Origin of the sequence: Paraburkholderia sp. RL18-085-BIA-A, assembly GCF_046027075.1 — a bacterium.
Classification (GTDB): Bacteria; Pseudomonadota; Gammaproteobacteria; order Burkholderiales; family Burkholderiaceae; genus Paraburkholderia.
The window spans coordinates 1-21,589 of the sequence record NZ_JARESU010000079.1 but is presented as its reverse complement, the minus strand read 5'-3'; the positions used below and the strand labels follow the sequence as shown (position 1 = coordinate 21,589).

19 protein-coding genes and 2 pseudogenes are annotated in these 21,589 nt (G+C 59.4%); 13 read left to right on the top strand and 8 right to left on the bottom strand.

Annotation, left to right across the window (positions count from 1 at the left end):
- Positions 1–176 precede the first annotated feature (176 nt).
- The 8 genes and pseudogenes from P0D89_RS34955 to P0D89_RS34925 all read left to right on the top strand — a co-directional run.
- Positions 177–2,090: an FUSC family protein gene (locus P0D89_RS34955; RefSeq protein WP_408364558.1), complete on the top strand. Its 1,914-nt coding sequence runs from the start codon at positions 177–179 to the stop codon at positions 2,088–2,090.
- A gap of 77 nt (positions 2,091–2,167) precedes the next feature.
- Positions 2,168–2,349: pseudogene (locus P0D89_RS54690) on the top strand (IS30 family transposase); the annotation flags it as partial.
- A gap of 166 nt (positions 2,350–2,515) precedes the next feature.
- Positions 2,516–2,743 carry a hypothetical protein gene (locus P0D89_RS34950; protein WP_408364556.1) on the top strand — a complete coding sequence of 76 codons (228 nt, stop codon included), beginning with the start codon at positions 2,516–2,518 and terminating at the stop codon, positions 2,741–2,743.
- A gap of 117 nt (positions 2,744–2,860) precedes the next feature.
- Positions 2,861–4,387 (top strand): CoA-acylating methylmalonate-semialdehyde dehydrogenase, encoded by a 1,527-nt coding sequence (locus tag P0D89_RS34945; RefSeq protein ID WP_408364554.1) that lies wholly within the window; start codon positions 2,861–2,863, stop codon positions 4,385–4,387.
- A gap of 26 nt (positions 4,388–4,413) precedes the next feature.
- Positions 4,414–5,301, top strand: a complete 888-nt coding sequence (gene mmsB / locus P0D89_RS34940; RefSeq protein ID WP_408364586.1) for a 3-hydroxyisobutyrate dehydrogenase — start codon at positions 4,414–4,416, stop codon at positions 5,299–5,301.
- 32 nt (positions 5,302–5,333) lie between these two features.
- Positions 5,334–6,266 carry a LysR family transcriptional regulator gene (locus tag P0D89_RS34935; RefSeq protein ID WP_408364552.1) on the top strand — a complete coding sequence of 311 codons (933 nt, stop codon included), beginning with the start codon at positions 5,334–5,336 and terminating at the stop codon, positions 6,264–6,266.
- A 264-nt stretch (positions 6,267–6,530) separates the two neighbouring features.
- Entirely contained in the window at positions 6,531–8,735 is a 2,205-nt protein-coding gene (locus P0D89_RS34930) for an FUSC family protein (protein ID WP_408377859.1), read from the top strand.
- Positions 8,725–8,916, top strand: a pseudogene (locus P0D89_RS34925) (DUF1656 domain-containing protein); the annotation flags it as partial. The gene P0D89_RS34930 and the pseudogene P0D89_RS34925, both read left to right, overlap by 11 nt.
- 593 nt (positions 8,917–9,509) lie before the next feature.
- Here the strand turns inward: P0D89_RS34925 and P0D89_RS34920 are convergent.
- Positions 9,510–9,815: a DUF4148 domain-containing protein gene (locus P0D89_RS34920; protein ID WP_408364548.1), complete on the bottom strand. Its 306-nt coding sequence runs from the start codon at positions 9,813–9,815 to the stop codon at positions 9,510–9,512.
- Between the two features lie 644 nt (positions 9,816–10,459).
- Here P0D89_RS34920 and P0D89_RS34915 point away from each other — a divergent pair.
- Positions 10,460–11,008, top strand: a complete 549-nt coding sequence (locus P0D89_RS34915; RefSeq protein WP_408364546.1) for a hypothetical protein — start codon at positions 10,460–10,462, stop codon at positions 11,006–11,008.
- A gap of 148 nt (positions 11,009–11,156) precedes the next feature.
- Here the strand turns inward: P0D89_RS34915 and P0D89_RS34910 are convergent, their stop codons facing one another.
- From P0D89_RS34910 to P0D89_RS34885, 6 genes are all read right to left on the bottom strand, one after another.
- Positions 11,157–11,834 carry a porin gene (locus tag P0D89_RS34910; RefSeq protein WP_408364544.1) on the bottom strand — a complete coding sequence of 226 codons (678 nt, stop codon included), beginning with the start codon at positions 11,832–11,834 and terminating at the stop codon, positions 11,157–11,159.
- On the bottom strand, positions 11,789–12,535 hold the full coding sequence (locus P0D89_RS34905) for an ABC transporter substrate-binding protein (RefSeq protein ID WP_408377857.1): 747 nt from the start codon (positions 12,533–12,535) through the stop codon (positions 11,789–11,791). Before P0D89_RS34905 ends, P0D89_RS34910 begins: the two co-directional genes overlap by 46 nt.
- A 99-nt stretch (positions 12,536–12,634) precedes the next feature.
- Entirely contained in the window at positions 12,635–13,249 is a 615-nt protein-coding gene (locus P0D89_RS34900; RefSeq protein WP_408377855.1) for a hypothetical protein, read from the bottom strand.
- Between the two features lie 46 nt (positions 13,250–13,295).
- Complete coding sequence (locus P0D89_RS34895) at positions 13,296–14,087, bottom strand: molybdopterin-dependent oxidoreductase (RefSeq protein WP_408364540.1); 792 nt, start codon at positions 14,085–14,087, stop codon at positions 13,296–13,298.
- Positions 14,088–14,089: 2 nt separating this feature from the next.
- Entirely contained in the window at positions 14,090–14,713 is a 624-nt protein-coding gene (locus P0D89_RS34890; protein ID WP_408364538.1) for a cytochrome b/b6 domain-containing protein, read from the bottom strand.
- 643 nt (positions 14,714–15,356) lie between these two features.
- The gene (locus P0D89_RS34885) at positions 15,357–15,539 is read right to left on the bottom strand and encodes a hypothetical protein (RefSeq protein WP_408364536.1); all 183 of its coding nucleotides are present in this window, start codon (positions 15,537–15,539) and stop codon (positions 15,357–15,359) included.
- Between the two features lie 370 nt (positions 15,540–15,909).
- On the opposite strand from P0D89_RS34885, the gene P0D89_RS34880 reads away from it, so the two are divergent.
- The 4 genes from P0D89_RS34880 to P0D89_RS34865 all read left to right on the top strand — a co-directional run bounded on the left by P0D89_RS34880 (position 15,910) and on the right by P0D89_RS34865 (position 20,476).
- A complete protein-coding gene (locus tag P0D89_RS34880) occupies positions 15,910–17,454 on the top strand; it encodes a Rieske 2Fe-2S domain-containing protein (RefSeq protein ID WP_408364534.1) in 1,545 nt (514 codons plus the stop codon).
- Between the two features lie 95 nt (positions 17,455–17,549).
- Complete coding sequence (locus tag P0D89_RS34875; RefSeq protein WP_408364532.1) at positions 17,550–18,560, top strand: PDR/VanB family oxidoreductase; 1,011 nt, start codon at positions 17,550–17,552, stop codon at positions 18,558–18,560.
- Between the two features lie 84 nt (positions 18,561–18,644).
- Positions 18,645–19,682, top strand: coding sequence for a ketol-acid reductoisomerase (gene ilvC, locus P0D89_RS34870; RefSeq protein ID WP_408364530.1), 1,038 nt, complete (start codon positions 18,645–18,647; stop codon positions 19,680–19,682).
- Between the two features lie 77 nt (positions 19,683–19,759).
- The gene (locus P0D89_RS34865; protein WP_408364527.1) at positions 19,760–20,476 is read left to right on the top strand and encodes a GntR family transcriptional regulator; all 717 of its coding nucleotides are present in this window, start codon (positions 19,760–19,762) and stop codon (positions 20,474–20,476) included.
- Positions 20,477–20,545: 69 nt separating this feature from the next.
- Here P0D89_RS34865 and P0D89_RS34860 read toward each other — a convergent pair whose 3' ends face one another.
- Positions 20,546–21,439 carry a LysR substrate-binding domain-containing protein gene (locus P0D89_RS34860; protein ID WP_408364525.1) on the bottom strand — a complete coding sequence of 298 codons (894 nt, stop codon included), beginning with the start codon at positions 21,437–21,439 and terminating at the stop codon, positions 20,546–20,548.
- Positions 21,440–21,589 lie beyond the last annotated feature (150 nt).

Below are 21,589 nucleotides of genomic sequence, written 5' to 3'. Positions count from 1 at the left end.
GACGGCACCACCTCCCTCTGCCCGAGGCCTTGTGCGGTGGGGTGGTGTGCATGGTTCCAGCGGTCCTGGCCGCGGTACTGCACAACCCATTGTTGTGCTGGTCAGCGATTGCGGCATTCTGGACCTGCCTTTCGGATCCTGCTGGCGCGGGCTGGCGGCGCCGCACGATCGCTGGCGTGACATTCGGTGTATTCGGCGCGTTGGGGTCGTGGTGCGCGATTGCCTCAAGCGCAGTCCCGGTTTTCACGGTCATCCTCACCGGCGTAGTCGTGTTTATCAGCGGGTTGGTGCGCAGCCGGGGCGCGGAGGCGGGCCTTCGCGCATTGTTGGCCGCTGCTGCCTTTTCCGTGGCTGCAGCCTTGCCGGTCCACGGGTTCCGGCTGGCAGCGCAATACGCTTCGTATTTCCTGGTGGGTAATCTGTGGGCGGTTGCCTGCAGCGTATGTCTTTGGCCAATGAGCCGCGGGGGGCCAGTGCGTCGCGCCGCGTTGGCTTACTTCTCCGGTATGGCCGGATTCGTTCATCGCCTTGCACTTGACATGGCCAACCTTCACGCCCCCCGATCCTTGCGCTCCATCCCTGCAAGTCGCAGTCGAGCGACGCTCAGGGCAAAACTGGAGGCGTTGCACACGTGTATAAACCAGGCCGGTGAGTCTTGCCCCCCGGTTGCTTGCGACTGGGCTGCAATTGGCGATTACGGTATGGCCGTGGTGGCTGGCTTTGAAAGTCTGTTCCGGCGCAAGATCGCTACCCGGGAGCTCGAGGCGATACGGCTCCTTTCGCCAGTTCTGGTCCGGCTTGCCAACCTGATTGAAGAGTGGTCTTTCGCCATCAAGGCCGACGCAAACGCTGCCAGACCTGCAATCGCACCTCAGCTTTATTGTCTGGACCGCGAGATTCGGCTCTGTCGAAGGCTTCTCAAGACAATGGTTACTGACGCTGCAAGCCAGGAATTCGTCATGACCGGGCTTGCGCTCATCGCTCAACTGAAAGGGTTGATTGCCGGCCCGAAAGGCGCAAGCATATCGAGACGCGCGGGTGGTCAGCGGATTGGGCCGGCCCACAAACTCCGAGGATTACGGCAGTTCTTGCGTGAACTCTGGAATGAGGCAAACGCTGGCAGCCCTTTTGGCCGCTATGCGGCTCGGCTGGCTCTGGGGACAATGATGGCCATAGCGATCTCGACGCACCTGCCAATCAAACAGGGATACTGGCTGGTGCTGACAAGTCTGTTTGTCGTGCAACCAAACTTCGCCCAGACGTTGCAGGTCTCAATGTTGCGCGTCGGCGGTACGATTCTAGGTGCAACGCTGGCTTCGGTATTGGGCTTTGCGTTTCACAGCCCATTGCTGCTCGCACTGACGATACTTCCCTTGGCAGCCGGCTCGCTGGCCGCGCGAGCGGTCAGTTATGTTTCATATATTCTGTTTCTTACGCCTCACTTCATTCTGGTTGCGCAGCTTGGACTGCCGACGGGCTCACCCTGGGAACTAGCGGTATGGCGTATTGTGAATAGCACAGCCGGTGCAGCCCTTGGAATCGTCATCACTTTGATTCTATGGCCGGGCTGGGAAAAATATAGCCTCGCGAGTTCAGTGAGCAACGCAATTGGCCGCACGGCTGCATATTTGTCTACCGCACTGAAAAACTGGTCGGATAACGGCCGTTACGCCGAGCCACACCTGGCGGACATGCGGCGGGAAGCATGCCTTGCTATTGATAATGTCGAAGCGACAATCGACCGAATGAGACTGGAGCCATTCGGCCAGACACGTCGTATCGCGTGTGGGACGATTGTGTTGAAATCACTGAGAGACATTACAGGTGCGGTGTCACTTATCGAGTCTGTCAAATGCCGGAGGCTCGGTATCGGAGACGCGGCCCGTCTTGAAGGCTTCAGAGAATGGGCTTCCACTTCGCTCAATGACGATCTGAGGCGCCTGAAGAGTCAAAACTGGCGGACTCGATTCAGGAGACAACGGTGGACCCACGACGACATCACGTACAAGTCGTACACAGCCCGCTACATCGAGCAACGGGTCGCGGGCGCCATTGCAACACTTCGTACAGTGACTCGGGGAGTCGTCTAGTCTAGCTTCAATGCAGGCAGTGCGGTGTACGACGCAAGGTTGTTCCTCGATGGAGTGCGGATGGCAAGCTGCAGTGACGGTGGTCGCCTGAGCAGATTGCCGGCTGGCTCAAGCACGCGTAGGTGGTCAACAGGGAAGTGTCTGGTGTCACACGGGTCAAGCTCACCGGAGCCTTTATATACAGGCCCGTGGCGCACGAAAAAAGAAATTGCTGGAGCATTTGCGGCGTCCACGGGCGATGCGCCGTTCACGCCGTTACATCCCGTCTTCTGTTTGTGCATTTATGCATATCGTAACGGCTTTTTTATCCATATGCAGTGAATATTCGAGTAACTATACTCGGCCCCAAGGCGTGGGAAGAACACTGAGCAGATCGCGTCACCGATGATCGGCCGCCGACGAAAGAGCTAGCCGCGGATAGCTGGTTGAAAATTCAATCGAATTGCGATCGGGTGGCAGTTACCGCGCCGCTTCAGAAGCGTGTCAGGAACTACCTGATCGCGGAGTGGACCAGCATGGCCGGTATCGAGATCGAGTGGTACGACTTCTTTCTGTCTGGCGCCGCGTTGGTGCGAGCGTTCGTCAAACGCTTTTTTCCGACGCTCGATCCGATCTGGGACACGGTAACCGGGTTTGCGACTTCTGACAGGTGATCTCGCATTGCCACGACGAAGCAGCGCGCATGAAACCAGTTTCTTGGATTCACCCCTGACTTTCCCGTTGTTCAGTGTTTCCCTGGACCTATTTGAACCAATTGCGGAGATTGAACCATGAATGCTGTTACAGAGGTGTCAAATGCGGGCGTAAGCACGGCCAAGCTGCTGATCGACGGCGAGTTCGTCGAATCGAGGACGGCCGAGTGGCGCGATATCGTAAACCCCGCGACGCAGGACGTACTGGCGCGAGTGCCCTTTGCGACCTCGGACGAGGTTGATGCAGCGATCCGCTGCGCTCACGAAGCATTCGCGACATGGAAGAACACGCCGATCGGTGCGCGCGTGCGTGTCATGCTGAAGTTCCAGGCGCTGATCCGCGAACACATTGCGCGCATTGCGCAGACGCTGAGCGCCGAGCAGGGCAAGACTCTGCCCGATGCCGAAGGCGATATCTTCCGAGGTCTGGAGGTAGTCGAACATGCCTGTTCGATCGGCACGCTGCAGCAGGGGGAATTCGCGGAGAACGTCGCGAGTAAGGTCGATACCTATACGTTGCGTCAGCCGATCGGGGTGTGCGTCGGGATCACGCCATTCAACTTCCCCGCGATGATTCCGTTATGGATGTTCCCGATGGCGATCGTTTGCGGCAATACGTTTGTTCTGAAGCCGTCCGAACAGGACCCGCTGTCGACGATGCAACTGGTCGAACTCGCGCTTGAAGCAGGCGTGCCGAAGGGCGTGCTCAATGTCGTGCACGGCGGCAAGGAAGTCGTGGATGCGCTGTGCACGCATGAGTTGGTGAAGGCGATTTCGTTTGTCGGTTCGACGGCGGTCGGCACGCATGTGTACCGGCTCGGCAGCGAACACGGCAAGCGCGTGCAGTCGATGATGGGCGCGAAGAATCATGCCGTGGTGCTGCCCGATGCGAACCGCGAGCAGACACTCAACGCGCTGGCGGGAGCGGGTTTTGGCGCAGCAGGACAGCGCTGCATGGCGACTTCAGTGGTCGTGCTGGTCGGTGCGTCGCAGCAATGGCTGCCCGATCTGGTTGCGAAGGCGAAGACGCTGAAGGTCAATGCGGGTAACGAAGCCGGGACCGACATCGGCCCGGTCGTTTCGCGCGCCGCGAAACAGCGCATTCTTGGCCTGATCGAATCCGGCGTGAAGGAGGGCGCGACGCTTGCGCTCGACGGCCGCGACGTCAAGGTGCCGGGCTACGAGACAGGCAACTTCATCGGCCCGACGATCTTCGCGGACGTCACGACGGAGATGCAGATCTATCAACAGGAGATCTTCGGTCCGGTGCTGGTGATGCTGGGCGTGCCGACGCTCGATGATGCGATCGAACTCGTCAACCGCAATCCGTTCGGCAATGGCGTAGGGTTGTTCACGCAAAGCGGCGCGGCCGCGCGCAAATTCCAGAACGAGATTGACGTCGGTCAGGTCGGCATCAACATTCCGATTCCGGTACCGGTGCCGTTTTTCAGCTTTACCGGCTCGCGCGGCTCGAAGTTGGGCGATCTCGGCCCGTACGGCAAACAGGTCGTGCAATTCTACACGCAGACCAAGACGGTCACGGCGCGCTGGTTCGACGACGCGACCGTGAACGATGGCGTCAACACGACCATCAGCCTGCGATGAGCACCGCGCGTATCGGAGGCGACATCATGCAGATCGGTTTTATCGGCCTTGGCAACATGGGTGCGCCGATGGCGCTCAACCTGCTGAAAGCGGGGCATGCAGTGAATGTGTTCGACCTGAACGCGCAGGCGGTACAGGCCATGGTCGATGCGGGCGCAAAGGCGTCGGGTTCGCCGAAAGCGGCCGTCACGGACGCCGAATGCGTGATCATGATGCTGCCCGCAGCGGCGCATGTCCGCACGGCGCTGACCGCCGACGATGGCGTGCTCGCCGGTATCGCCCAAGGCGTGACGATCATCGATTCGAGCACGATTGACCCGGCAAGCGTCAAGGCGTTCGCGGAACTTGCGGCGCAGCACGGCAGCACGTTCGTCGATGCGCCGGTGTCAGGTGGCACCGGCGGCGCGGTGGCGGGGACGCTGACGTTCATGGTCGGCGGAAGTCCTGCGGTGTATGACCAGGTCAAGCCAGTGCTGTCGGCGATGGGCAAGAACATCGTCCATTGCGGCGATACTAGCACCGGACAGGTCGCGAAGATCTGCAACAACCTCGTGCTCGGCATCACGATGGCGGGCGTGGCGGAAGCGATGTCATTGGGGGCGGCGCTCGGCATCGATCCGAAGGTGCTGGGCGGGATCATCAACACCTCGACCGGACGCTGCTGGAGTTCCGATACTTACAACCCGTTTCCGGGCGTGATCGAAACGGCGCCTTCCTCACGCGGCTACACGGGTGGCTTCGGCACGGATCTGATGCTGAAGGATCTCGGCCTCGCTACCGACGCCGCCAAACTCGCGCGTCAGCCTGTCTATCTTGGAGCCCTTGCTCAGCAGCTGTATCAGACCATGAGCGCCAGAGGCGCAGGCCGGCTGGACTTCTCGGCGGTGATTAACCTGTATCGCGAGGACACCTGACGGCGCGAGGTCTCTCAGGAAAGTAAAGGTCTATGAACACAATACAAAATATGCGGGTGTTCGTGCGGGTCGTCGAAGCTGGCAGTTTCACGGCCGCGGCCCAGTCGCTCAATTCGGGGACCGGCGCCATGTCTCGCGCGATATCAGAACTCGAAGCCCACCTGCGAACCCGCCTGCTAAATCGTTCGACGCGGCGGCTTGCCCTCACGCCCGCTGGCGAGCGATATCTGCAGCGTTGTCGGCTGATCCTCGCCGAAGTCGACAACGCAGAGGAGGAGGCGAGCGGCGCGCGCGTACGCCCAGCCGGCACGTTGCGGATATTCAGTTACGCGAGCATTGGACAACACTACGTGCTGCCGGCGATCTCAAGGTATCGTGCCCAGTATCCGGAGGTGATGGTCGAACTCACCTTGTCGCAGAGCACGCCCGATCTCTTTGGAGGCGGCAGCGATGTCGCCGTCATTGCGGCTCCTTCGCTTTCCGACTCGGAGATGGTTTCGCACCTGCTCGGATCGACGTGCAATATCCTCTGCGCATCAGCTGACTATGTGCGGTCGCGCGGCAGCCCGCAGCGACCGGGCGATCTGGCGCAGCATGAGTGCCTGACACTGAACACGCCTGCTTTTCCGGCACACCCAAAGCACGCGTGGCTGCTCGAAGGACCCGAGGGCAGCGAATTGATACAGGTCAACGGGCCACTACAGGTGAATATCCCTGAATCGCTCGTTGTCGCAATTCGCGAAGGCATGGGTATCGGGGTGCTTCCGTTGTATGCCGCAGTCGAAGGCCTGCGCAACGGCACGCTGGTTCGCGTGCTGCCCCAGCACACGTTGCAGAACATGAACGTTTACGCGCTCTATCCCTCGCGAAAGTTCATCGATGCGAAGACACGGACGTGGGTCGAGTTTCTGCGCGCCCATCTACCGGAAGTCATTGCAAGCGACCAGGCATTGCTTGCTGGCTGACCGACGATGAAAGATATGGACGGCAGGTACTCTCTCAAGGCCAGCCTTAAGCTCATTTCGCAAAAAAAAGCGCTCGTGTCGAGCGGCGCCGTTCGGTACCGCGCCGATTGAGGGAGTGTCCTGCATTCGATGGCGCCCTTGGCGATCCTCGTCCAGCGAGTCGCGTAGACAGCAATTGACCGTACTCGCAGCGCCTGCAGTCAACCACACCGCTGCGAGCACACCTGCTCGCGCAGCGGCAGCTCAGTAAAGACAGGATCGACCATGTCCATCGCCCCTTCCTCCCCTCCGGATTCGACGCCGCCGCTTGCGGCGTTCTATGCGGCTGCCGTCGACTGGGCACACACCGACGGCCGCACGTGGATCTATCTGTTCAAGGCGATCGCAGCCGCGCTGCTCGCGCTCGGCGTCGCGATGAAGCTTCAACTGCCACAGCCGGGCAGCGCGATGACGACCGTGTTCATCGTGATGCAGCCGCAAAGCGGGATGGTGTTCGCGAAGAGCTTCTACCGGATCTTTGGCACGCTGGTCGGTCTCGTCGTGATGCTGGCGCTGCTCGGCCTGTTCGCACAGCAGCCCGAGCTTTTCATCGTTTCGACCGCAATCTGGATCGGCTTCTGTACCGCGGGTGCCGCACGCTATCGCAACTTCCGCTCGTACGGCTTCGTGCTGGCGGGCTATACGGCTGCGGTGATCGGCTTCCCCGCAGCACTGCATCCGGACGACGCGTTTCTGGCCGCGCTCACGCGCGTGACCGTCGTGATGGTCGGCATCATCAGCGCAGGTACGGTCAGCGCGCTGGTGTTCCCGCAGTACGCTGGCGAAAAGATGCGCACGGCGGTGCGCGAGCGCTTTTGCACGTTCGTCGAATTCGTGTCAGCGTCGCTGTCGGGACGGCTCGATCGCGCACATATCGAAGCGGTCCACGCGCTTTTTGTCGGCGACATCGTCGGTTTCGAGGCCATCCGTAGTGTCGCCGTGTTCGACAGCCCCGACGCGAGGATGAGGAGTGGCCGGCTGTCGCGTCTGAACAGTGAGTTCATGGCCGCGTCAACGCGCTGTCACGCGCTGCATCAGCTAATCAATCGGCTGCACGAAGCGGGCTCGTCGGTGACGATCGAAGCTCTCGAGCCATATTTCAAGGAAATCGCACCGCTGCTCCACAGATCGGGTGAACCGGTGCTGAGCGCCGCCGATGCAGCACACGCGGCCGCCCAGCTCGAAGCCTTCAAGGCCGCATTGCGGAGGCGCGTGCGCGCGACGCGCGCCGCGCTCGAAGCGCGTCCCGACGTGCAATGGCTCGACTTCGATACCGCGGCCGAACTGCTCTACCGCTTTGTCGACGACCTGCACGCGTACACGGCGACCTATGCATCGCTCGCTGTCGATACGCACGAGCGCGAACGCTGGGTCGAACGCTACGAGGCGAAAACAAATGCGATTGCCGCCGGCGTCGCCGGTGTGCGCGCCGCGCTCGTGATCATTGTGCTGGGCGCGTTCTGGATCGCGACCGCGTGGCCGAGCGGCTCGATGCTCTTGCTAACGGCGGCGACCTACTGTGCGTTGGTATCGTTGTCGCCGTATCCAACGCGCTTCGCACTCCAGATGGCCGGTGGGACACTGCTCTCGTCGCTGGCGGGACTCGTTGCGATGTTTGTCATTTACCCGCACATCGACGGCTTTCCCCTGCTGTGCGCGGCACTCACCCCGTTCCTGCTGGTCGGCGTCTACATGACGACGAAGCCATCGATCGCGGGCTGGGGCATCGGGTACTGCATCTACTTCTGCTTCCTCGCCGGCCCGGACAATCTGGTCCGCTACGACCCGTCGAGCTTCCTGAACAACGCGCTGGCGCTGGTGCTGGCGCTGCTGGTGTCGTCGATCGCGTTTGCCGTGCTGCTGCCGCCGTCGACTCCCTGGTTGCGCAACCGGCTGCTCGTTGACCTGCGCCGTCAGGTCGTGCCCGCCTGTCACGCGCGTCTGACGCGACTGCGTTCGCGCTTCGAGAGCGGCACGCGCGATCTGATGTTCCAGATCTGCGCACTGGCCGAAGGCGAGCCCGAGGTCAGGCGCGACACGTTGCGCTGGCTGTTCGCCGTGCTCGAAGTGGGCAACGCGATAATCGATCTGCGCAGCAAGCTCGCAACGTTGCCGGCCGACGCGCGCTATGCAGAGACGATGCCGTGGCGCGCATCGATCCGCACGATGCGCGATGCCGTCGCGGCGCTTTTCGGTCAGCCGGATCCGGACCGGCTGGCCGCCGCGCTGTCGGCGACCGCCGATGCGGTCGTCGCGGTCCAGCAGACACTGGTGACATTCATGCCGCCGCGTGAGGAGCCTGACCAGTTGCAACGCATCCTGAGTGATCTGCATTTCATTCGAAGCGCGCTGCTGGATCCTCAATCGCCGATGACGGCGCTGGTCGGCGGCACCAGCAATGCTTGCGAAGGAACTCGTCATGGCTCGTGAGATCCCCGTCTTTGACGCGTACATGCCGGCCATCGTGCTGCTGTTCACTGCGGGCGCAGCGATTACGCGGATGCTCGATTGCATCCTCGCCGATACGGGGCTATACCGCGTCGTCTGGCATCCATCCCTTTTCAGGGCTAGCCTGCTCGCGTGTATTTGTGGCGTGCTCGGGCTTGGCGTTGTCGGCCGGCACGACATGCACAGTGATATTCGCCACCAGCTGATGCCTGCAGGAGGTAAGGCGCGCTCTGCGCCATACCTAACCGGCCTATATCATCTCGATGCGCGACGGTCCTCCCGCGCACTGCTCTTTGCCAGACGCACGACGGGGTAGATGAAGGCGACGTCACGATCGCGGACCTCTTGACTTGATGTTTAGGTCGATAACGCGGCTGGTCGCAGAAAGTGAGATCTTAATGGTCAGCGCTTGTTTGTCTCGGATGCAGTGGGGGGGTAACTACAAAGCTCGCCAAGGCGGCAGGTAGTCCCTTGGCCGGGTGTCGTCGTTTCGCGGCTGATGGCTCGCGCCGGCATCTTCGTTTCGTCGGAAAAACGTCGCGCCGAGCATCTTGGATATCTAGGAAAACACCGGGCAAGACAGGGGAAGTGGGCCTACCGGCGCCTCACGGTCTCATTCGCGCCGGCTGCGCGCAACGGACAACGGTTGCGGTACACAACTGAGTACCGCCATACCCAATGGACAAGGTTGGTATTGAAACGACAAAACGCGCGGATACACCGCGCGCCAGAAAAGTAGCTTTCTGCCTATTGGCTTTAGTGATTTCCGTACATCGAGCGCCAGTCGGCGGCTGAGATCGAATGCCTGGCACCAGATGCGGAGGAACCGTTGGCTGCACCACCGTAGCCAGTCGATGCGCCATTTTGGGCGGCCACGTTTGATTCGGCGGCCTGGGTTTGAACCGGATAGCTCGTGTTGGTATCAGCGGGGCCGGCTTTCTCAAACTGAACCAGCTGCGCGCGAACTTCGGCGCGGGTAAGAGGTGCGTTCGACTGAGCGAACGACACGGCGGGGACAGTAAGTACGGCGGCGACGGCAACTGCTTGGATAAACGATTTCATGGTGGACCTCCAGACTGGATTTTTGTGCAAACGCCCGTTTGCGCAGTGATTCCAGTCTAGAGGAGTAGGCGGCAACGAATAAGGGATTACCCTGGAATGGACCTTTATGAAATTGTGCTGAATGGCGCGCCGCTGCCGCCCGAGTTGACGCTGTAGTTCGGTCTCGCGACGGCGGCTGGCAAGGTGACCGGACCGCCAGCCTCGCACGTGAACGCGCAAGACAAGCGGAAGGCGCGCACGCAGGCCTTGGAGGCATAGGAAACCATGACTGCCAATCCGCCGCTGGGTCGTCTTGCTTAATAATAAGGAATGCATACGTTATGTGTTTTCGCTCGCGCGACCTTCAATAGCGTGACAGTGCCCCACGCTCAGGCCGGGTCCGGCGACGTGGCGGCATCCCGTACAACGCGCGAGATGTGACTGGAAACACGGCGTAACAAACCCATGCCGCAACAGGGGCCAGCAAGTGGAATAAGGGCAAACGGCGCGCGTTTTATCTAAAGTAGGTCCGCGTCGCCGCGCACACTTCACATGCGAATTCACGTGCCCCGGCAACGCACTCTGTGAGGCGAACCGATGGGGTCTTCACGGTGTCGACGCGGCGGTTCGCGTCGTGGCACCGGACCGTCGACCAGGAAGGATTCATGCGCAACCTTATTGGACTTGGAATGATGCTTTGCAACTGTGTCGCGTGCACGACGTCGGTCGCGTCGCAGACCGACGCGGCTGATCTGATGAACGACACGACGACCACTTCGGTCGTGTCGCCCACATGTCGCATGGTCAGCGGCACGGCGGATGTCGATGGTGCCACGCAGAACATATCGGGGCTTGCGTGCAAACAGCCAGACGGGACATGGCAGATCCAGCAGCAGGACACTGGCGTCGATATGGGTGACGTTTCCCCGCCGCCCCCGTATTCGGACTATTCATATTACGACCCGTGGTTTTATGGGCCGCCTGTGGCGTTCGGCTTCGGCGCGTCGTTCGTCTTTGTCGATCGTTTTCATCACTTCCATCATATGGACCATGTCCACCTCGGACCGCGCGGCGGCTTTCATGGAGGCCGTGGCTTTCATGGAGGGGGCGGCTTTCACGGAGGGGGCGGCTTTCGCGGAGGGGGTGGCTTTCACGGAGGGGGTGGCTTTCACGGAGGGGGCGGTTTTCATGGGGGCGGCGGGGGGCACCGTTAGCCCATGGTCTTATAGGCGCGGCTCACCCCCTTACGCCCGCGCCGCCTGACGCCGCCTATATCAAGCAGGGCGTGTTGAGATGCGTATTGCCACCGGGTGTTTCCGAAACGAAGTTGACCTTGGAGTCTTTGTCGCACGTTTCGCCCGCCTAAAACGAATACCGGATACCGACCTGGAAGGCCGTCACCGCAGTCCCGGGGTCGGGCGTGAGAAACGAACCCGGACTCAATGCCGCTCCTGCCACGACAAACCGAGCGCCATTTGAATTTAAAAGCCGGGTGCCGACCGCGTAGAGACGAGTCGAACGCGAAACATCGTAGTTGGCGACGATGCCGACCTCTCGCGCGTTATTGCCTAGCCCTGAACGGTCGATGGTCACCGCATAGTCGACTCCGACGGTAAGCGCGCTAGTGAATCGATAGTCTGCCGAAACAGTGTAGGTGTTGTGGTAGTTGCCCGGTATGTTGGTCACCGGGCCGGCCGCCGGATCGCCCTTGCCCGGCGGACTGGTTAGCGCGTTGGTTGTCGTTGCGGAGATCACGTCGTTGGTGCGAAAAAAGCCGACATAGATTTTGCCGTGCCCGTAATCGTAGTTGCCTCCCGCCAGCAATTGCTGCACGGAGTTAGTATTCGTCGCGTTGGTCGCCTTGAGCCACGCGGCGATCGCAACGAACGGCCCTTGCACCGTCTGCATACCGATCTGGTACACGGCGTTACCGGTGAACTCACCGGGGACGCCTCCGACTGCGTAGTGAAATTCGAGCCTCGTATGGTGGTAAGTCAGCGGATGAATGCGACCAGTTGAGCTTTGTGCCCACGAGCCCATGAGCGCTTCGTCGCCGCCACGATGCCCTGATATGGGCCGATGACGTCGGTTGCGGAGGCAAGCTGGTTGTATCCCTCGCCACGCGCGATGATGTTGAACGGAGTGGACAGCAACGTTGCGGCCTGTTTGTGCTGTTCCAACGCTGTCCAGCGCTGCACCATTCCACCCGCAGGCTCTACCGTGTAGTCGTCTCGCGTGAGTCCCTTGCGCTCCAGCATGTCATAGAGGACGAAAGCAAATCCCGTTGTCCGGGCGTCGACCGATAGCGTTTTGCCGCGCAGGTCTGCAAACGTCTTGATGTTAGGTTCGGCGACGAGACTCAGGAAGCTGCTGTCACTGCCCATCACTGCGACGAAATCCGGCTGCGCTCCGATCGGTGCCTCGCCCTCACCTTCCACGTAGGCAACGATATTGTCGATCGCGGTCATCGCGATGTTGAAGCGGCCCTGCGACAGGCCTGTCATTTGCGGAACGGAGCCCGTCGTGTCCTGCAGTGTCACATGAATGCCTTGTCGCGCGAAAAGGCCGTTGTCTTGCGCAACGTAGGTCGGCCAATTGAAACCTCCTGGAAAAATGCTCACGCTGAGCTCTCCCAGTTTCGGCTCCTGCGCTTGTACGCAAGCCATCGTGAGGCCCTGGATCAAGCAGGTCAGGAAGAGTGATCCCACAACTTTCGTGAGCGTGTTAACAATGCTTTTCATAGACACCTATATTTGTGAGTCCGTTTGTGCACACCGCTGTATGATGAATCCCGCTCCGCCGATTTCGGATGTATGAACGAAACTTCGACCGCCAATCGATTACATCGGCGGAGCGACTCCATCCTTTTCGACCACCACGCGCTGGGCGACAAATGCACCCTGCGGTGCAGCCGTCGCGACCACAAACACCTTCTTGCCCGGGGTCAGGTCGGCGCGTGCGCCCGGCGTGAAAGTCACGATGGGTACGTTAGGCGGTACGGTTACCTCATTGCTCCCACCTTTGTACGACAGCTTCAGATTCCGGCCGCTGGTACCCTGAACAACCGGGTCGACGTTCGCATTCGTCATCGTGCTGTTCGGACCGAGGTCCCATGCGTAGTGACCTTCACCCGAGCCGCGCGCGGATTCGGGGAAGACAACCACTTCGGTGGCCGTCAACTTTCCGTCAGTGCCCGTCGTTGCGGCCGTACCGACGAAGGAGCCCGGCTTGATGCCCGAAAGCTGCATGGCCTTGACCGCCGACACGGTAATGGTCGGTTTGAGCTCGATCGAGACGGTGTCGCCGCTACGGCGATGCACCTTCAGGACGTCGCCATCGAGTGAGACAATATCGCCGCGAATGCGCGACGGTTTGGCGGCGGGCGTCTGAGCGGGCACGACACTGGCAAAAGTCAGCGTGGCGAGGATGACGCCAAGTTTCAAGCGGATAGACATGGATGCTCCGTAAAGGACTGTTGAGCTGAGAGTGGACTAATGCACATCAGGAACCGCCGAACCAGTTATAGCCCTGATTCTCCCAGTAACCGCCGGGATATTCGTTCGTCACACTGATTGCGACGATGTGCTTCGGATTCTTGTAGCCGAGCTTGGTCGGCATACGCAGCTTCATCGGGAAGCCGTATTTCGGCGGCAGCACCTCGCCGTCGTATGTGAGTGTGAGTAGGGTCTGCGCATGCAGCGCCGTTGGCATGTCAATGCTGGTCCAGTAGTTGTCCGCACAGTGCAGTGACACGTACTTCGCCGTGATGTCCGCGCCCACAAGCCTTAGGAAATCAGAGAAGCGCACGCCGCCCCATCGTCCGATAGCACTCCATCCTTCGATGCAGATATGACGCGTGATCTGGCTTTCCTGCGGCAACGCGCGCAGTTCGTCGAGCGTCCAGACGCATTTGGCATTCGCGAGGCCACCCACCTGAAGCCGGTATGTAGCGGCGTTGACCTCGGGCACATCGTCGATATCGTAGAAAGCGTTGAACGGAAACGGCCGTGTGATCATCGACTCCGAATAGGTCGGGGCCATCTCGTTCGGATTGAACAACAGCGCCTGCACCTCGTCGTTGAAGAACGACATTCTGCGCAGCATGGTGTTCATCGACTTGTCATTGGACAAATCGCAGCCGGACAGCATCGCAATGCCGCCGAGCGTGAGAACTCGCTTTCCGAGCAGCCGGCGCGCCGGATTTTTCAGTTCGTTGCGCGCATCCTTGATGATGGATTCTGCGTGAGACGAAAGAAACGTATCGGGCTTCACAGCCCTCTTTCGAAGAGTCATGGTTACCGTCCGCGAATCATCAGAAGCAATGAGCGCGGCACCAGCGCGACCATGACGACGTGCACGACGAAGAACGCCACCAGCACGCTCATTGCAACGAAATGCACGACGCGCGCATTGTCGTATCCGCCCATCAGCGTGCGCAGCAGCGGGAACTGCACCGACTTCCATATCGCCAGTCCCGACAGGATTACGACAGCAATGTCGACAATGGCGACGAGATAGGCGAATTTCTGTACCGCGTTGTAGCGTGTGAGGTCCTCATGCGCGAGCGTGCCACGCAGCGCGGCGACGAGATCGATTGCAAGCGACTTGAAGCTGACCGGCAGCAGTTTCCGGCCCAGACGTCCGGACGCGATATTCAGCCCGACATAGACGAGGAAATTCACAAACAGCATCCACATGATCGCGAAATGCCATTGCAAGGCCCCGCCGAGCCAGCCGCCCAATGTGATGGCGGAAGGAAACTGTAACGCTGGAAAGATCGGCGAGGCGTCATAGATCTGCCAGCCGCTTGTCACCATCAGTACGACAGCGAGCGCGTTAATCCAGTGCGTGATGCGGACCCAGGCGGGTTGAATCGTTGTGTGAATCAAAGCGATCTCGTGATTGATGAGGTTGCCCATTGCCGGAAACGCCAAGGCGCGGTCCTGCAATTCGTTGTCGCCTACACCACGCGCCTTGCGAGACCGATGAACGGAAATAGGCCACTTGGTAAGTCGGACTTCTGCCCGGACCCGGCCAGGCTGTCTCACCGTGAGTAAACTTGAACGGCGCGCAACTATTCCATCGCGCGACAAATGATTTTTCTTACAAGCGATGACGCTTGAACTGCATGCGCGGCGTTTTGGTCGATAGCACCAGTTGGCCCATGCTTCGAAGACAGTGATTCGAATCATGCACGAATCAGGTTACAGCTGCCCGGAACGGGCGAGGACGCGACCAGTGCGATCGTCGGGAAGGTCAGTTAACGGGATATGGCGATGATAGGTAGCGTGATCACGTGCGACCATCACATCTTTCTGTGATGACTCGATTCGAGTTTTCCGCGCCTGGTGACCATTCGCGTCACAGAAAGAGGTGCGTGACACGCCATCATCAACTGGCATAACCAACTTCCTGTCACTACGAAAACCAACGCTGGTGATGTTGTGAGATTCGAAAGGCAGGTATATGTGCTCTCTGGGGGGCAGATAGCAGTAGGCGATAGAGTCTTCAAACCAGCTCGGTCCAGGCTGGTGCCAGTAGATGCGTCTGCCATGATACTGGTCAGTGCAACTGGCGCAATCGCATCTGTTGAGAGGCATTGATCGCTTCCTTGACTTGGGAGATCTGCGCCAGCACCTCGGACCGTTCTACAGCCCAATGGGTCTTCGCCAACTCGATGGCCGGCAGCATCGTGCTGCTGATATCAATCTGGCCGTCGGTCACTGGCACCAGACGTCGCGACATGTTTCGCCGCTCGTTGGCTTTGCATGCGGAATTCTGGCAGCGCGTCTGCTGCAATTGATGACGCCACGCTGGGTCCGTCAGCCGACCATCGCTGCACTCATGTTCGAAATCGTGTTTCTAACGGCCGCGGACCTTGCCGTGTCCCAGGTAAGAGCTAAGTGAACGCGTCGAGAAAGCGGCCGACACCAAGTGCTGGCTGTGCGCCATCAGTCTCCGCGGCTCACGTGCTCAGCGTTAACCCTGGCAAGACAAGACCGATTCCTGGTTCTATTCTTTGGATACAGAGTTCGGAACACAAAACACGGAGTTCGGTGTTCAGGAGCAAACAGCCTGACCGAGCATCCCGATCAACTACTGGAGGAAACCAGGCATGAGCGTCAAGTCGGACAAGATGGATGAGCAGAAGCGCACGGGTGGCGCCGCCCCGGTCGCGAAGAAGCTGATTCCTTTCGGCGGGTACTACACGAACAAGGTGCCCGACCATGACCCTGAGCTGACCGAAACCGGGCCAGGTACTCCGATGGGGGAATTCATGCGCCGGTTCTGGCATCCGGTCTGCATGTCCATCGAACTGACCGATACACCGCGTTTTCTCAAAATTTTGAACGAAGAACTAGTGGCGTTCCGGGATAAAAGCGGCCGAGTGGGCGTGCTGCATGCCCACTGCGTCCACCGGGGCGCGTCGCTCGAATATGGTGCCATCCAGGAACACGGCATCATGTGTTGCTACCACGGCATGGTTTTCGACATCGATGGCACGTGCCTGCACGTTCCTTTCCCGAAGGGCGAGGAGAAGGAAGCTGAGAAGTTCGCCTGCTCGATTCGCCAGGGCGCGTACAAGGCGGTCGAACGCAACGGTCTCGTTTTCGCATACATGGGGCCGCCGGACGACGAACCGCCTTTTCCCGAATGGGAAGGCGACTTCACGGTGGCGGAGGGCGATGAACTGGTTCCGTACAGCAACTTCCAGCACTGCAACTGGCTGCAGGTCCAGGACAATGCCGCCGACAACTATCACCCGACGGCCTTGCATGCCGGCAAGAACGTCGTCGATGGACACTATCAAGGCACGACGTTCGACGAAGTCGGCGCCGCATCGATGGAAGTCGCGCCTGACATGAATTTTGTCCCGGTGCAGAGCGGTCGCAGTCTCGCTTGCGCCGGCGCTCGCCGAGTCGACAAGGACAAGCTTTTTGTCCGCGTCCAGCATCAGGTGCTGCCGAACCTCAGCCTGCATGCTTACACATCCGAAGACGGCTCGAAGAAAAAGCTCTTCAGCCGGTTCCACATCATCCGCTGGACGGTTCCGGTTGACGACGAAAACAGCAAGATGATTGGCTGGCGCGTTATGGGCCCGGGTATAGACACCCGAGGTATCGGCAATAAAGAGCTGGTCGGCTATGAGTCCATCGATTTTCTGGAAGGGCAGGTCGCGATGCGTCGCCCTGAGCGCTTCGGCAAGTACAAGCTGGAAGACCTGCCGCCCATTCCGCCGAATCACCGGGAGCGCGCGAACTATAAGGAAGCACAATACGCGCCGGGCGATTACGAAGCTATCATCAGCCAGCGACCCATCGCTGTCCATTCGCTCGAAAACCCCACCAAGTTCGATGCAGGCCTTTACCAGTTCCGCAGGATGTTGCGCGACGCGGTACGCGGCACGAATGCGGCGGCATCCGCACAAGGTTTCGCCGAATGGCTCCGCGAACTCGGTGGTGCACCCAACAGCTATTGCTCCGGCAACGTGTTCGAGATTGCGGAAGGCGAGACTGTCGTGGACGAGGTTGCCCGACGTCGGAAAGTCCTCAAGACTGTCGTCGCAATTCTCACTGAAAGCGAAAGCCTCAAAGGCGATACACGCGCTGAATTCGTCCGCGAGAAGTTCGACGAACTCGAGCAGTCTCTGAAGCGCTGAGACCATGCGCCGTCTTTACGTGATTGCGTAGATATCAGCTGGGTCGGCCGCTTCGTCGTTGAGCGGCCGGCTACCAGCGAGGAAGGGAGATTACGATGGAAACCTCACTGGAAATGGAAGAGGCCATTCAGGATATCGAAGCCGGCACGCTGGATGTACGCGTGAGGCAGGTAACGTACGAAGGGAGAGGCATCAACTCGTATGAGCTGACCAGCCCGAAAGGCGTGAAACTGCCGCCCTTTGAAGCGGGGGCGCACATTGACATCCACCTGAAGAACGGTGTGATTCGCCAGTACTCGCTGTGCAACGCGCCGGCCGAGCGTCACCGCTACGTCATTGCGGTCCTGAAGGATGAAGCTGGCCGCGGCGGTTCGCGCTCCATGCATGACGACGTGGCGGCAGGCGACGTCGTCACCATCAGCAAGCCGCGCAACCACTTTGCGCTGGACGGCAATGCGAAGAAAGTCATTCTCATCGCCGGCGGCATCGGTGTAACGCCGCTCAAGGCGATGGCACACGAGCTTGAAGCACATCACGTCGATTTCGAAATGCATTACTGCGCCCGCAGTCGCGAAGCAGCAGCATTCAGTGAAGAATTCGCTGACATGCAGTGCGTCGGCAAGTTGCGCTATCACTTCGACGACGGCGAAAAGAGTAACCAGCTAGACCTGGCGAAGTTGCTCGCGCATCCCTCGCCGGGAACGCATATCTATTACTGCGGGCCGGCCGGCTTCATGAAGGCATGTGCAGACGCGGCCAGCCACTGGCCGATGGGCACGGTGCATTTCGAGCACTTCAAGGCGCCCGAGCAGCCGAAGCGTGTGTTCGTCAGCGCGGAATCCGCGGATGGATGCGAGGTGACGATCGCCAGCTCGGGGCAGGTCGTGCATGTCGGAGCGGGCCAGATCCTTGCCGAAGCACTCAACGCCGCTGGTGTCGAAATCCCAACGTCGTGCTGCGCTGGCTTGTGCGCGACCTGCAAGGTCCGTTACCGGGATGGTGAAGTCGAGCACAACGACTTCATCCTCAGCGAGGAAGAGCGGCAGGAGTACCTCACCGCGTGCGTGTCACGGCCAGTAAGCAAAACGCTTGTGCTCGAACTGTGAGTAACACCGTCGCATCGCACTAAACCGGGCCGCCAAACATGTAGCGGCGGTCCTTTTCTTACGCGTACATACGCGGAAGCGCCAATGGCGCAAACCTCTGGAAACAGCATGAAAGTTTATTACGACAAGGATGCCGACCTTTCGCTTCTGAAAAGCAAACGCGTAGCGATTATCGGTTATGGCTCACAGGGCCACGCTCACGCTTTGAACTTGAAAGACAGTGGGATTAACGTGTGTGTCGGTCTGCGCAAGGGCGCCTCCTGGAGCAAAGCGGAAAATGCCGGTCTTCGCGTTAAGCCGGTAGCTGATGCTGTGAAAGACGCCGACGTCATCATGATGCTGCTTCCCGATGAACGCATTGCCGATGTGTACCGCGAAGAAGTGGGGCCGAACGCCCGGAAAGGTGCGGTCCTCGGCTTTGCGCACGGCTTCAACATTCACTACGGTCAGGTCGCGCCCCGTGCCGACCTCGACGTGATGATGGTCGCGCCGAAGGCGCCTGGCCATACGGTGCGCAGCACGTTTGTTTCCGGCGGTGGCGTTCCTCATCTCATCGCTGTCGCACAGAATCCGTCGGGATCCGCCCGTGATGTTGCGCTCGCTTATGCTGCGGCGATTGGTGGTGGCCGTGCTGGCATCATCGAGACCAGCTTCCTCGAGGAAACGGAAACCGACCTCTTCGGTGAGCAGGCTGTGCTCTGCGGTGGTCTCATCGACCTCATCAAGGCGGGCTTCGAAGTGCTGGTTGAAGCCGGCTATGCGCCGGAGATGGCCTACTTCGAATGTCTGCACGAAGTGAAGCTTATCGTGGACCTCATCTATGAAGGCGGAATCGGCAACATGAACTATGGCATCTCCAACAATGCCGAGTTCGGGGAATATTTGACCGGACCTCGCATCATTACCCCGGCGACAAAGCAAGCAATGAAAGATGTGCTCCACGACATTCAGACCGGCGAGTATGCGAAGAGCTTCATCATCGAAAATCAGGCAGGCGCACCCACGTTGCAGTCGCGTCGGCGTCTGACGGCCAACCACCAGATTGAAACTGTTGGTGCAAAACTTCGCGCGATGATGCCGTGGATTGGCAAAGACGCACTGGTGGACCGCTCCAGAAATTGATAGCTATATATCTGCGCGCAGATTGATGTGGTTTTGGACATCCGCGTGCATGTTTGCTAAAAGCAACGGAGTACATCATGTCATCGAAGTTGCTACAGATTCCATCGCGAACGGACTTTGTCGAAGAGGTCTACAAGGTCCTTGCTGATGCCATTTGCGACGGCTCGCTCGGCCCTGGAACTCGGCTGACGCAAGAGGAAATTGCCGAGCAGCTTTCGGTCTCGCGGTCGCCCGTTCTGCAGGCCCTACGGCTGCTGAAAAAGGATGGCTTGGTGCAGGATGCTCCGGGCAGAGGTGTGCTTGTCGCTCCGCTCGACGTCCAGTGGCTGGGCGCCTTGTATGAAATCCGTGGAACGCTTGATTCGCTCGCCGCAAGGCTCGCAGCGATGCGCCGGGCTGAGATGTCTCCTGTACTAATCAGCAAAGGTCGCGAATTATCGATGTCAGGCAATATCCGCTTGATGATTGACGCGGATATGGAATTTCACTTCGCCATCTATGCTGCCTCGGGCAATCCGCTGATTGGCGAAACCGCGCGCGTGCACTGGGTCCATCTACGGCGGGTGATGGGAGCCATGCTTCAAGCTTCCGGGCAGCGCGCTTCCATATGGGACGAACACGCGGCAATCGCCGAAGCGATAGCCCGTGGCAACGTGGAGAGCGCAATGAACCTGTCTGAACTGCACACGCGCCGAGCGCATCAGCATCTGGTTGACGAAATCGGGGTTGTTCTTGGCGGTACGCCAGGCCCTCCACTTGAACCGATGCGTCAGGAACACGCACTTTCCGCATGACACCAATGTGCTTCATGAGTTGCCATGACACCTGGTTGCGTCCCACTATGCCCGGATTTATCGGACCATTTACGTTTCAAGTCCGACTGCCGCATAAAGCCAGTCTCGAAAGCGCGTGACCTTGTCTGAATTGCCGTCGTCCGCCCGATACGAAAGAAAGTGAGTATCACGGCTCATGGGAATGAATTCGTCGTCGCCCATTATCACCAGGTCACCCCGTGACAATTCCCGCTCGGCGAGTCGAGTGGTTTCGAGCGCAACGCCCATTCCGTCGACCGCCGCGGATAGGACCAGAGCAGCACGGTCAAAAGACGGTCGCGGTCGGTTAGGAAGCGTCATGCCGTTATGGGCGAACCAGTCGGACCATGTGATGCTGCTTAGTTGTGAGTCAATGAGGGTGACTTCATTTATCAGTTCACGTACGTGCACGCCGGCACGCAGTAACGCTGGGGAACACATTGGCGCGACCCTTTCGGCACCCATGGCTACGGTCACGACTCCAGGTCGTTGGGCTGCCGACCCGTAGGAAATAGCAACGTCGACTTCTCGAACCCTGGTTAAGTCGATAGGAGTGGCTCCCGAAGAGAGCCTGATGGTCACGTCGGAATTGTCTTGTATGAACTGAGGCAATCGAGGACCTAGCCATTTGGCTGCGAAGCTCGGCGCACTATGTAAGGCAAGCACTTGCGCAGTCGGAGCAAGGCTTACCTCGTTGCATGCCGCTTCTATCACGTCGAAAACGCGCCCAAGGCTCTGCTGGAGACGTGCGCCCTCCAAGGTCGTTTCGACGCGTCTATTGAGGCGGACAAGTAGAGGACGGCCGAAGTACTCCTCCAGTTCACGGACCTGGTGGCTAATGGCCGACTGCGTTAAGTGGAGTTCCTGTGCTGCAAGCGTAAAGCTCTGAAGGCGTGCAGTCGCTTCAAACGCGCGAAGCAGTACGAAGTTAGGAATACGTCTCATGCTTTCCCCGATGTATGAACCTCATTCATGTTTGTATGAACAGCCATTGTTTGTCAACCTCGCTCGCACGACGGACCATATCGACATCAGCCCTGCTGATAAGGGTGAAGCAAAGATTGCTTTATGGCTAACGATGCAAGCTTCATATTT